A 12,356-nucleotide genomic window follows, 5' to 3' on the forward strand; every position below is an offset into this window, starting at 1 on the left:
CGATCGGCGGTGTTGCGGATTACTCGCTTTCCAGCGCGGCCGCAGCCGCGTTCTGCGTAGCGGCCGTGCGTGCACGGTCCATCGCTACCGCCAGTTGCTGGCGTGCGAGCAGTTGTTGTGCCTGCACCACTTCAGGTGTCGGCAGGAGCACCGGTCCCGGTGCGTTTTCCGGTATAGCAGGTGTGGTCATGCAACCTCCATGGACATCCCGCCGCCGCCCGGGTTCAGCTGGGGCGGCAGCGGAACTGCGCACCCTATCCTAAAAACAAGGCGGATGGGTGACGGTGCGGCGCCCCGCCGCAGGCCTGCACATGCCGGGCGCGTCACATTTTTGACGGTTGAGGGTAGTTTCCTGAACCGTCGGCCTCGTATCATGTAACCGTTTTCCTACAAGGACGTAATCGTCAATGAACACCGTCGACCTCTCCCGCTTCAGCCCGAAGTGGCAGTTCCGCTTCAATTTCTTCCAGCAGCACGGCGCTCCGAAGGAGCCGCGCTTCAAGGAAGCCTGGAAGGCGCTGTCCTTCGGCGACCGCCTCAAGATCAACATCAACTTCTTCGCCTTCTTCTTCGGCTTCATCTACCTGTTCATTCTGGGCATGTGGCGCAAGGCGCTGGTGGTGATCGGCATCGGCCTCGTGCTGGGCATCGTGTCCCTGCTCCTGCCGGACATCATCGCGCGCCCGCTGTTCATCGCCATGAACTTCCTGGTTGCCGCCAGCACCAACTACAGCTACTACCTGGAGCAGGTGAAGGGCAAAGCCAGCTGGAATCCCTTCGAAGGCATGTTCTGACGCGATGCTGCCGCCGCACTCCGGCCTGGCATAGCATCAAGCAGAAATGAAGACGCCCGGCCTTGGCCGGGCGTCTTCATGTGCGCGCAACAGGATCAGGCCGCGCGGCGGACCGTAGCCACCGGCTCGGCCTGCAGGCGGAAGCGCGAGACCGCCACCGCCAGCTGCTCGGCCTGTTCTTCCATCGCACGCGCGGCGGCACTGGCCTCTTCCACCAGTGCGGCGTTCTGCTGGGTGGTCTCGTCCATCTGCACCACGGTCTGGTTGACCTGCTCGATGCCCGCCGACTGCTCGCGCGAGGCTGCCGAGATCTCGGCCATGATCTCGTTCACTCGGCCGACCTGGCCGACGATTTCCTGCATGGTGCGGCCCGCGCCGTGCACCAGCTGCGCACCGGCACCGACCTGCGCCACCGAGGCGTCGATCAGCTCCTTGATCTCCTTGGCCGCGCCTGCCGAGCGCTGGGCCAGCGCACGCACTTCGCTGGCGACCACGGCGAATCCGCGGCCCTGTTCGCCGGCACGCGCCGCTTCCACCGCCGCGTTCAACGCCAGGATGTTGGTCTGGAACGCGATGCCATCGATTACCGAAATGATCTCGGCAATGCGCTGCGAGGAGGCCTCGATCTGTTCCATGGTCTGCACCACCTGGCTGACCACCTGCCCGCCTTCGCTGGCCACGCCCGCTGCGGAGCCGGCCAGGGTGTTGGCCTGCAGCGCGTGGTCGGCATTCTGGCGCACCGTGGAGGTCAGCTCTTCCATCGAGGCCGCGGTCTCTTCCAGGTTCGCCGCCTGCTGCTCGGTGCGGCGCGACAGGTCACTGTTGCCGGCGGCAATCTCACCCGCCGCCAGGCGGATGCTGGCCGCCGACTGCTGGATCTGGCCAACGATCTGGGTCAGCTGCTGCACGGTGCTGTTGGCATCGTCGCGCATCACTGCGAACACCCCGTGGAAGTCGCCCTGCATGCGCGCGCTGAGGTCGCCTGCGGCAATCGCGCGCAGCAGCGTCGACAGCGCCGCCAGGTTGTGGTCGCTGACCTGCATCATGGTGTTCAGGGTCTCCACCATGCGGCGGAAGTCGTGGTCGAAACGCAGCGTGTCGCCGCGCACCGCAAAATCGCCGGCGGCGGCGGCAGCGGCCAGCTGCTGGATCTGATCGTTGATCGCAGCCAGGTTGCTCTTGGTAGTGGCCATTGCAGCGGTGAACACCGCCTTCTCGCCCGGCAGCGCTTCCATGTCCACGCTCAGGTCACCCACCGCATAGCGTTGCATCACGTCGACCAGGCGCTGGGTGACGGCGTTGCTGGAGGCCACCAGCTTGTTGCTGTCAGCCACCATCCGGCCGTACTCACCCGGGAACGCCGAGGCGTCCATGCGGTAGCTGATTTCACCGGCGCCATGGCGACGCGCCATTTCCGCCTGCGCCGCCATCACCGACTGCAGCTGCCCCCGCATGCCCTGCATCGCGTCCAGCAGGCGGCCCACTTCGTCGTTGCTGCGTGCCGGCAGGGTGCTGTCCAGCTTGCCCGCGGCGACGTCGCCGGCCACGCGCACGGCTTCGGCCAGTGGGCGGATCGCCAACCGGCGCAGCAGCACATAGACACCGGCACTCAGCGTCAGCGCGGCCACCACACCAACCAGCAGGGTCAGCCACAGCAGCTGGCGCGCCTCGGCCACGATCACCGCGTGCGGCATCACCACACCCAGTGCAAAGCGCTGCGGCGCATCGCCCACACGCAGCGGCACGTATACGCGCACGTTGCCGGCGGCATCCGGAGTGAAGGCTTCGAACCGGCGGTCGGCGGCGATGTCTGCCAGCATGCTGCGGGTCAATGCGTCGCCACGTGGCTTGCCGATTTCGGCGGCATTGGCCGAGGCCAGCACCACGCCATTCGGCGAGAGCAGTTCGACGCGCCCGGCGCCCATCGGCTTCAGCGTGGCCAGGTGCTTCTGCAGCGCCGCCAGCGAGAAGTCCACAGTGAATACACCGAGGAACCGGCCGTTTTCGATGATCGGCGTGCTCAGCGTGCTCATCAGCACCTGCTGGCCACCGATGTCGTAGGCGTAGGGCTCGCTTACCTTCGCCAGCTTGTCGCGGCTGGGCACCATGTACCAGTCACCGGAGCCACTGGCCGTCTCGGTGTAATCGGTCATCGTCGACTGCTGCGGCTTGCCATCGTGCCAGGCCCAGTAGCTCATGTAACGACCGGTGGCATCGTGCGCTTCAGTGTTGACGAACTCGGCATCCTTGCCATCGAAGGCGTCGGCCTCCCACATGGTGCTCTTGCCCAGCCACTCGGGGTGGGTGCGCAGCTGCTCTCCCAGCACGGCAGCCAGGCTGGCACGGTCCGGAACATCGCCGCGCGCGCGCTGGGCGAGCACGGCCTCGACCATGGCGTCGTTGCTGGCAAAGGCGGTGCCCAGATCGGCCGCGACCTGGCGGGCTTCGGCGGTGGCTTCGCTGGCCATGGTCTGGCGCGAGGCGTCGATCAGGCTGGCGCTGGCCTGGCGGTAGATCAGGAACGCAGTCAGGCCGAAGCACAGCAGCGCGATCGCAGCGGTGCCCAGCATCAGCTTGTGGGCGATGCTGCCCGGGCGGCGGGCAGCGGCGGAACGGGGAGAAGGCATGGAAGGATCCGCAAGGCAGTTCAGGACGACCGGCACCGCGAGGGCACCGCGCAGGTGCGCGATCCGTCGCGCAGGCCACCGGCCGCCGGGACACGCCCGGCGCTGGAAGCGCACCGGGTTAGCGGCCGCCTGCGAACGAGGTTGAGGCGGTCCATCTGCACATTCCTGAACCTGCTCAGGGTCGGGTCAGGAACCCGCCCGGCTGCCGCCCTATTCGGCCACGCGGTCCTTGATCCATTCGGCCCGCGGCAGCACCTCGATGCTGCCAACCGCGTACTGCTGCAGCACGTCGTCCGGGCCGAAGCGCGGCTGCCAGCCCAATGTGCGGCGCATCAGTGCACTGTCGTAGACGCGGTCAATGCTAAGCGGCAGCGGCCAGCCACGGCGCTCGAACTCGGCCAGCAACTGCGGGGCGCGGCGGGCCAGCACCCTGCGCGGCTGGGTCGCCAGTTCCAGGCAATCCTCGCGCAGGAACGGCGTCGGTGCGCAGGCAATGTAGCGTGCGAAGGCAGCGCCCTCATCGTGCAGCAGCGCGGCATGTGCGCTGGCCACGTCGCGCGCGTCGATGCCGCGGTGCAGGCGGAACATCGCCATCCGCTCCGGTGGCTCGGGGAAACAGCGGGCCATGCGCAGCACGCGCACGCTGAAGCCCGGCGCCGCAGCGGCTTCAGCCAACGCCTCGGCCTGCAGCTTGCTGCGATGGTAGATGGTGCGTGGCAGCGGCTCGGTATCTTCATCGATCCAGCGGCAACCGCCCGCCACCACCGCATGGCCATACAGCGCCGTGGTGCTGGTCAGCACGAAGCGGCGTGCACCGGCCTCGCGGGCAGCCTGCAACAGGTGTGCGGTCGCCTCCACATTGATCTGCTGGAATACCGCATCCGGCACCAGGCCGACATGGGGTGCGTGCAGGGCCGCGGTATGGATCACCGCGTCGACGCCCTGCACTGCCCGCTTCACGGCCTGACGATCGGTGACATCGGCAATGATGCGGGTGGTAGCGAATGGGCTGCGATCCAGCCCCACCACTTCGTGGGCCGCCGCCAGCGCGCCGAAGATCGCACGCCCGATCCGCCCGGAACTGCCGGTCAACAGAATCTTCATTGAGTCCATTCACTCGAAGCGCCCGGGAACTACCGGGATGCATCGATTCTAGGCACGCTGCATGTCGTCTGCGATAGGGCGCGGTTGCAATTGTGCGTTCATTCTGGCGATGCCGATCGGGCCAGCAGCTGCCGGGCGACGAACAGCGGATCGTCACCGCCTGCTGCATCAGGCGTGACGCCGGTGCGTTCCCAGTTGGTTCCGGTACGGAGGTTGATCGGCTGCCGGTTGGGAATGCTGATCTGATAGCCATCCGGCAGCAGCACAGGATCATCGAACATATGTGCCGCACCGCCACTTCGACTACCAACGACACGTGCCCGCCCCTGCGCCTGCAGCGAGTACGCGACGAATTCGGCGGCCGACCCGGTGCGGCGGTCGATCAGCACCACCAGCGGCTTCAGGTACAGCCCCAGGCTCGCCGGTGGCAACGGTACCGGACGGCGCTGGCCACGGCGTTGCAGTGACTGCACCTGGGTGATCTCCGCCGCCAGCAGGGTCCGCACCAGCAGGTCCGCACTGCCGTCATCGCCACCACCGTTCTGGCGCAGGTCCAGCACCAGGCCATCGGTGTCGGCCAGCAGGGTGAAGGCTGCGGCCAGCTTCGGCCGGGCCAGATCGAGCGGATAGAAGGTGCTCAGGCGCAGGTAACCGATGTTGCCTTCCAGCACCCGCACCTCGCGCACGCCCGCACCATTGCTGCGCGCGTCTGCGCGCCAGGCCATCAGCCAGTCGTCCTGGCCGGCGCGGGCATCCACCCGCTCGACATGGAAGTGGCCATCGAACACGTCCAGATCCTGGTTCAAGCGTGCGCTGAACGCCTTGGGGTCCGCGCAGCTGTCCACATAGCGCTGCTGGGTGGACCAGCCGCGCACGGCCTCGGCAATGTGCGCGCCTTCGGCCACGTCCAGGTACTGCGCCTGTATCGCCGTGGCCGCCGCCTGCAGCACCGCGTCCTGGGCCGGGCAGGACGCCGCCAGCAGCGCGCCCAGCATCCACGAAACCGCCATGACCGCACCCCATGTTGATGATATGTAAGTGCTTATATATCATCGCCACCATGGATCTCCAACATGCCACCCTGGGAACACTGCTGCGGGCCCTGCTCGACCAGCTGGACCCGGCGGTCGAGCAGGCCTACCGCGACCTGAAGCTGGACTACCGGCCGCGCTACACCCCGGTGCTGCGCACGCTGATGGCGCAGGGACCCTGCCGCATCAAGGATCTCGCACTGGCCTGCGGGCTCAGCCATTCGGCGCTCAGCCAGACGGTTTCAGCAATGGTGCGCGACGGCTGGCTGCACGCTGCGGTCGGTGAAGACAGCCGCGAGCGCATCCTGCAGCTGAGCCCGCGCGCGTTGCAGGCGTTGCCGGCGCTGCAGGCGCAGTGGCAGGCCACGGCACGCGCGGCGCGCAGCCTCGATGCCGATCTTGGACAGTCATTGGAGCAGGTGCTGCGCGACGCACTGCAGGCGCTTGAACAGCGGCCGTTCGCGCAGCGACTGCGCGGCACGCCCCAACGCTGAGGCGCTTACTGCTCGGCCGCCATCTCGATTTCGCTGAGGAACGTCCAGCTGCCATTGGCCAACCGCAGCTCCAGCGTGCGGCACTGCGCGGCCAGCGGCGCGGCGTTGCCCAGCACGTATTCCTCTTCGGTCGAACCGCTCAGTCCGGCCTGGGGGAATGGCGCCGACAGCACACCGATCTTCACCGCAGCGGCGCCCGGCTCGGCACACATCACCTCCACAGCTGTCGGCCTGACGATGCCCCACGCCGGGCGGGTCATCGTATGCAGGCCGATCCAGTCCACCCGCCGGCGCTGGCCCAGGTCGATGGTGATGCTGGCGTTGCCATGCACGCCTACCCAGCCTGCATCCATCGGGTTGCGCGGATCCCCCACCCGACGATCGAACAGCTCGTGGCCACTGCTGTCCGGATAGTTCGCATCCGGTACCACGCTGTAGCTGTACGTGGTCTGCACCGGATCGACGAGGTAGGACGCGCCGAGCCCATACAGCCCGCGATAGGTGTTCATCATCCGCGACGATTCGGCATAGCCCTGGCCGGGGCCGACCACCTCGGACATGTGGTACTGGTTGAGCCAGGCAACGCGCTTGCCGGCCGAACGCGCACTCCACAACTGCTGGTTGATGCGCTGCACCGACGCGGAGCGATAGGCACCGGACAATCCGTTGCCGGTTTCCAGGAACAAGGGACTGCCATGGTTGAACAGTTCGATGTCGGCCCACAGGCCGCTGGCCCCCAGCGCCGCCGACAGCGCCTCGTAATACGCCTCGGTGGAATGACCCGGGCGATCCCACTGGAACAGGCGTGCATGCGAGGCGGCGCCGATGCCGTCCTGCCAGATCTGCACATCCACGCCGGTGGCCGTACGGAACTGTGCAGCAGCCCGGCCCACGCTGGCCGGATCCACGCTGGATGACGCCAGGTAGGGGGCCACCATCACCGGCCGCGAGGGTGTACTGCCTTTGAGCGCCGTCACGATCGCACGGTAGAACGGCGCGCGATCAGCCGGCACCTGTGCTGGCTCGTCGGTGATGTACCAGCCAGCGAACGCCGGATGCGATCCGTACTGTTGGCCCAGCTGGGCCAGCGACTGCGCCGCATCCTGTGCCACGGCCGTTGCGTTCTGCCCCTGCCAGAAGGTGGCGCACTGCCCCGAGCTGTAGGTGGTGCCGACCACGACCTTCATGCCGCGCGCGGCCGCCGCATCGAGCACGGTGCCGAGCTTGCCGGGAAAGCCGGCAATCCATTCGAAATCCTGCACGCCGCTGGCGCAGCCGACGCCGGCACGGGTGGCACGCACCTGACCGAGGATGATCGTGTCGTTGCCCAGGTCCTGCAGTTCATCCAGGAACAGCGGCAACTGCGCGGCCGGCAGTTGTTCGTCGCTGCCCGAGTAGCCAACGTGGACGAAGCTGCCGGACAACAGGGGGCTGGCCGCATGGACGGGGGCGGTACAGGCCAGCACTGCGATCAATCCAATCCTGTTCATGTTCTACGTCCCTGTCGTGGCCAGGCGAGTGGCGTTGTTGCGCATCCTATCAACAGCAACGGTGGCCCCATCAAGATCATCGACAACGCTGCGCAATCGCCGACTTCAGCTGCCCCCGCAGCAGCGCACGTGCAATGCCGATTCAAGCGGTTGATTCATTCAACTGCGTGATCGAGCCTGCGCGCTCCTTCCCCTGGAATACTCCTCATGCGCACGCCGCCCGCACCGCTCAGCCTGATGGAACGCGACCGCCGCTGGGCCCTGGCCCGCGACCTCATGGCCAGTGAACGCCTCGATGCCCTGGTTGTGCATGGCGACCGGGAAGCCGCCGCACCGGCCGGGTTCTCGCCGGACTGCTACTTCACCAATGACCGGCCCGGCTCGATCGTGGTGTTCGTCGGCGACCAGCCGCCACGGGTGTTCACCTTTGCCTCGCTGATGATTGCCGACCACCTGCAGGCCTGCCTGCGCGGCGACCTGCAGTGGATCGCACCCGAACAGCTGTGGGTTGGAAAATCCGGTCTGGAGGTTGGTCGCTGGCTGCAGCAATGTGGCCTGCACACGGCACGTATCGGCGTGCTGGGGCTGGAGCCCTATCCACCGTTCTACTTCGACGGCGCGATGCCCGCGCGCACCCTGCAGGGCATGCAGGCGGCGGTGCCGAACGCGGAATTCGTACCGGTATATCGTGCGTTCTTCCAGCGCGCCTCGGTAAAGAGCCAGGAGGAACTGGCGCTGATTGCGCATGCCGCCTGGATCGGTGAATCCATGAGCGAGGCGCTGCGTGCCACTGCTCGCCCCGGTGTTTCGGAAGCCGAACTGGTTGCCGCAGTGACCGCCGCCTGTTTCTCGCTGGGGGGCTATACCGCCGAGGTGTTGCTCGGCTCGGGTCCCGAGTATGTGGGCTGGGGACCACCCGCCTGGCAGTATCGTGCGCAGCCGCCGCGCATTCTGCGCGATGGTGACCTGGTGCTGTCGGAGATCTTCGCACTGTACGGGCTGATGGAAACCCAGCATCAGGCCGCGGTTGCCATTGGCGAGGTGCACGACGACATCCATCGCGCCGCTGCCGTCGCCCGCAGCAGCTACGAAGCAGGCCTGTCCGCACTGCGCGTGGGCAATACTTTCGGCGATGTCGTCGACGCGATGGAAGCGCCCCTGCTGGAGGCGGGCGGCTGGCACGTGCATCCGTTGGTCCACAGCCTCAACCCCTATGGACCGATTGGCTTCGGCCGTGCACCGGGCATCGAAGCGCTGCCGGAGGCCGCGCGCTATGCGCACATCGCGCCGCTGCCGACTGTCGGGCGCGAACTGCCCCTCCAGGCCGGCATGTGTTTCGCCTTCGAACCGAACTGTGCATTCGGCCGGCACATGGCCAACATCGGCGGTACGGTCATCGTCGGCGCGGACGCGGGTACCGCGCTCAATGAAAACTCGACACGGCTGATGCAGGCCGATGCCTGAGTTCATCGCCCATCTGCAGACACCGGCACGGCGGCGCGCGGCCGAGACGCGCAGCGGGCAGACCCGAGCCCGACTGCTGCACGCGGGGCTGCAGCTGTTCAGCGCGTTCGGCGTGGAGGGTGTGCGTACCCGCCAGCTGGTGGACAAGGCCGGCTGCAGCCAGTCAGCCATTCCCTATCACTTCGGTGGCAAGCAGGAACTGTATGCCGCCGTGCTGCAGCGCTGCGCTCAAGCCATTGCCGAGCGATTGCCGCTGCCGGCAACGCCACCCAGCGGCGCGCGGCAGGCCGCGCAGCAGCTGCAGCAGTTGATGCGGGCATTCGTCCATGCCTTGCTGTCGGCGCCGGATGCGGGTCCACGCACGCTGCTGTTGGCGCGCGAACAGATCCAACCGACGGCGGCGTTCGCCAGTGCCCACCGTACGCTGTTCGAACCCCTGCACACCACGTTGGCCGCCTGCGTAGCGTGCCTGCGCGGCAGCGAACCATCCAGCGCCGAGACGGTGCTGCGTACCCACGCCCTGCTCGGCCAAGCGATCGTCTTCGCCGTCTCCCACGGAGCTCTGCAGGCGCGACTGAACCAGGGAGCTCCCTTGGCAGACGTAGAGACGATCGGGTCGGTGGTCAGTGGCATGGCACTGGCGGCAGCGAAGGCAGCGCCCGCCTGAATGGCTGCCTGATCAGCCCCGTGCGCAGGGCGCGTGAAAACCAGGGCCAAGATGGCGACCTGGACTTAGCGTGCGATGGCCAAGCATGGATGCCGTCGTCTACGAAGGCGACGCCCATACCGCAGGAGATTTCACATGACTGAGCAGAACCCGCGCAGCTCCAACCGGGGTTTCGCATCAATGGACCAGGAAAAGCAGCGCGCGATCGCGGCCAAGGGCGGGCGCGCCGCACATGCCTCCGGCAACGCGCATGAATTCAGTCCGGCCGAGGCACGTGTCGCAGGCCGCAAGGGCGGCGAGGCGATCAGCCGCAACCGCCAGCACATGGCCGAGATCGGTCGTGAAGGTGGACACGCTCGCCACGCCAATGCGCGCCAGCAGCAACAACAGCCTCAGGAGATCGAACGCACGGCAGCGGGTCCGCAACGCCAGCAGGGCTGAATGCAGCGCGTCAGGCCGGTGCGCGCTGCCGATACAGTCCGAGCGCCGCAAGCAGGGCCAGCGCACCGGCCACAGCCATCGCCCATCCGAAACCACTGGCCATCGCACTGCGATACCACGTCAGCATCTGCGGCGTGGCGTGCATCGAGCCCGGTTGCAGGATCAGTTCGCGCGCCTGTGCCGCCAGCTCCCGCTGCCCGGCCGCCTGCGCGGACGCGGCGAACTGCTGCACGGCGCGCTGGCCCATCAGGCTGCCCAGCAGCGCGATGCCCAAGCTCATGCCTGCCTGACGCAACGCGTTCATCGTGGCTGAGGCGATACCCGCGCGCTCGACCGGCGCGCTGGCCATGACCGCCATGCCGGTCGCCGGTACTGCCAGCCCCATTCCAATGCCAAGCAGCACGAGCACAGCACTGGAACAAGCGTGCGAAGTAGCCGGTTCGAACGTGGCCATCGCGCACAGCGCCGCCCCGGCCAGGGCATAGCCCAGCACCAGCGCGGCGTGCAGCCCGAGGTGGGCGACCAGACGCCCGAACAACAGCGAGACGGCACCCATCAACAGGAACTGCGGGGCCAACTGGGAGCCTGCCAGCGCAGCGTTGTGCCCCTGCGCCTGCTGGAAGAACAGCGACAGGAAGAACAGGCTGGCATAGGCAGTGAAGCCCAGGACGAACGAGGCCAGGTTGAACATGCCGAAGCGGCGGTCAGCAAACAGGTCCAGCGGCAGCAATGGGCGTGCCACCCGGCGTTCGACGATGCCGAACAGGATCAACCCGGCAGCTGCCACGCCCAGCGCCAGCAGCGTCACCGGGGCCAGCAGGCCATGCGCGCCGATCGCGATCAGGCCATAGCTCAGCGCACCCAGCGCGACGACGCTGAGCAGCTGCCCGGCAGGGTCCAGCGCAGCGTGCTGCGGATGCCGCCGCTCCGGAATTCCCCAGGCGCCCAGCGCCAGTGCGAGCAGGCCCAACGGCAGGTTGATCAGGAAGATGCTGGGCCATCCGACGCGCTGTACCAGCACGCCGCCCAGCAGCGGGCCAAGCACCAGGGCCAGCGCACTGAACGCCGACCAGCCACCGATCGCACGTGCACGTTGGCGCGCGTCGGGAAACGCGTGGCTGAGGATCGGCATTGCGGCGGGAATCAACAAGGCGCCGGCGATGCCCTGCACTGCACGCCCGGCTACCAGGGTCGCAAGATTGCCGGCACAGGCGCACAGCAGCGACCCCAGCGTGAAGGTGGCGACGCTGAGCAGCCACATCCGCCGATGACCGTAACGGTCCCCAAGCGGCCCCGCCGACAGCATCAACGCCGACAGCGCGATTGCATACGCATTGATCACCCACTGCAGGCCGGCCATGTCGGTATTCAACGCCTGCTGCAGGGTCGGCAGGGCGACGTTGACGATGCTGATGTCCAGCGAGGCGAGGAATGTGCCGAGGTAGGCCGCCAGCACCAGGGCCGGCCGCTGGAAACGTCGCATGTACGGCTCCCGGGGGAAGGATGTGTGCGCATCCTAGCCATTGACTGACCGTCGGTCAATGACTGACGGTCAGTCGGTGCCACAGGCCAGCTAGAATGGTTCCCGTCGCACCCGGATCCCTCCCACATGCAGACCCCAGCTGTCGCCAGGCCACGCACCAAACCAGCGGAAACCCGCCAGGAAGAACTGATGGACGCCGCGCAGGCGCTGTTCCTGTCAAAGGGAGTGGATGCCACCACTATCAGCGACATCGTCGCCGCAGCCGACGTTGCCAAGGGCACCTTCTATACCTATTTCGCCTCGCGCACCGAGATTCTGCAGGCGCTGGCGCAGCGCTATACCCGGCGTTTCATGGAAGACGTCGACCGCGCCGTGCAGCATTACCCGGCCAGCGATGGCGTAGCGCGCCTGCGCGCCTGGATCCGCGCCAACATCGAACTTTATGTGCGCACCCATGCACTGCACGACGTGGTGTACGCCAACCATCATCACCACCAGCGTGGCAACGCCGAACGCAATGCGATCCAGCAGCAACTGCTGGGCATCCTCGAAGCAGGCAATGCCGCAGCTCTGTGGCAGCTTCCAGCGCCCAAAGTCACCGCCTCGTTGATCTATGCCGGCGTGCACGGCGCCACCGACGACCTGATCGCCACACCCGCACAGGATGCCGATGCCTTCATCGCCGCCGTGGTGGATGATTGCCTGCGCATGGTCGGCGTGCCACCAACCGGTGCCAAACGTCGCTGACGGGCTTTCTGCTG

12 protein-coding genes are annotated in these 12,356 nt (G+C 67.1%); 6 read left to right on the top strand and 6 right to left on the bottom strand.

All coding sequences use genetic code 11. The features are described 5' to 3' along the window. Positions 1-19 precede the first annotated feature (19 nt). Positions 20-190, bottom strand: a complete 171-nt coding sequence (locus ACZK5G_RS19670; RefSeq protein ID WP_165929944.1) for a hypothetical protein — start codon at positions 188-190, stop codon at positions 20-22. 217 nt (positions 191-407) lie between these two features. Here ACZK5G_RS19670 and ACZK5G_RS19675 point away from each other — a divergent pair, with 217 nt between their 5' ends. Continuing rightward, entirely contained in the window at positions 408-794 is a 387-nt protein-coding gene (locus ACZK5G_RS19675) for a DUF2628 domain-containing protein (RefSeq protein ID WP_478464481.1), read from the top strand. Positions 795-889: 95 nt separating this feature from the next. On the opposite strand, the gene ACZK5G_RS19680 is transcribed toward ACZK5G_RS19675, so the two are convergent. From ACZK5G_RS19680 to ACZK5G_RS19690, 3 genes are all read right to left on the bottom strand, one after another. Further along, positions 890-3,421: a methyl-accepting chemotaxis protein gene (locus ACZK5G_RS19680; RefSeq protein WP_478464483.1), complete on the bottom strand. Its 2,532-nt coding sequence runs from the start codon at positions 3,419-3,421 to the stop codon at positions 890-892. A 210-nt stretch (positions 3,422-3,631) separates the two neighbouring features. Further along, positions 3,632-4,525 (bottom strand): NAD-dependent epimerase/dehydratase family protein, encoded by an 894-nt coding sequence (locus ACZK5G_RS19685; RefSeq protein WP_478464485.1) that lies wholly within the window; start codon positions 4,523-4,525, stop codon positions 3,632-3,634. Between the two features lie 98 nt (positions 4,526-4,623). Next, positions 4,624-5,535, bottom strand: coding sequence for a S41 family peptidase (locus ACZK5G_RS19690; protein WP_478464487.1), 912 nt, complete (start codon positions 5,533-5,535; stop codon positions 4,624-4,626). Between the two features lie 50 nt (positions 5,536-5,585). Here ACZK5G_RS19690 and ACZK5G_RS19695 point away from each other — a divergent pair, with 50 nt between their 5' ends. Continuing rightward, a complete protein-coding gene (locus ACZK5G_RS19695) occupies positions 5,586-6,050 on the top strand; it encodes a MarR family winged helix-turn-helix transcriptional regulator (protein ID WP_032128584.1) in 465 nt (154 codons plus the stop codon). A 5-nt stretch (positions 6,051-6,055) separates the two neighbouring features. On the opposite strand, the gene ACZK5G_RS19700 is transcribed toward ACZK5G_RS19695, so the two are convergent. Beyond that, a complete protein-coding gene (locus tag ACZK5G_RS19700) occupies positions 6,056-7,540 on the bottom strand; it encodes a DUF4434 domain-containing protein (protein WP_478464489.1) in 1,485 nt (494 codons plus the stop codon). Positions 7,541-7,747: 207 nt separating this feature from the next. Between ACZK5G_RS19700 and ACZK5G_RS19705 the strand changes: the two genes are divergently transcribed. From ACZK5G_RS19705 to ACZK5G_RS19715, 3 genes are all read left to right on the top strand, one after another. Further along, entirely contained in the window at positions 7,748-9,004 is a 1,257-nt protein-coding gene (locus ACZK5G_RS19705; RefSeq protein WP_049423757.1) for a M24 family metallopeptidase, read from the top strand. After that, positions 8,997-9,671 (top strand): CerR family C-terminal domain-containing protein, encoded by a 675-nt coding sequence (locus tag ACZK5G_RS19710; protein WP_478464490.1) that lies wholly within the window; start codon positions 8,997-8,999, stop codon positions 9,669-9,671. Before ACZK5G_RS19705 ends, ACZK5G_RS19710 begins: the two co-directional genes overlap by 8 nt. 135 nt (positions 9,672-9,806) lie before the next feature. Continuing rightward, positions 9,807-10,112: a KGG domain-containing protein gene (locus ACZK5G_RS19715; protein ID WP_032128582.1), complete on the top strand. Its 306-nt coding sequence runs from the start codon at positions 9,807-9,809 to the stop codon at positions 10,110-10,112. A 10-nt stretch (positions 10,113-10,122) separates the two neighbouring features. On the opposite strand, the gene ACZK5G_RS19720 is transcribed toward ACZK5G_RS19715, so the two are convergent. Then, on the bottom strand, positions 10,123-11,595 hold the full coding sequence (locus tag ACZK5G_RS19720; protein WP_478464492.1) for an MFS transporter: 1,473 nt from the start codon (positions 11,593-11,595) through the stop codon (positions 10,123-10,125). Between the two features lie 126 nt (positions 11,596-11,721). Here ACZK5G_RS19720 and ACZK5G_RS19725 point away from each other — a divergent pair, with 126 nt between their 5' ends. Next, positions 11,722-12,342, top strand: a complete 621-nt coding sequence (locus ACZK5G_RS19725) for a TetR/AcrR family transcriptional regulator (RefSeq protein WP_478464494.1) — start codon at positions 11,722-11,724, stop codon at positions 12,340-12,342. The last annotated feature ends 14 nt before the right edge of the window (positions 12,343-12,356 follow it).

Source organism: Stenotrophomonas sp. 62841_Sma (assembly GCF_056482945.1).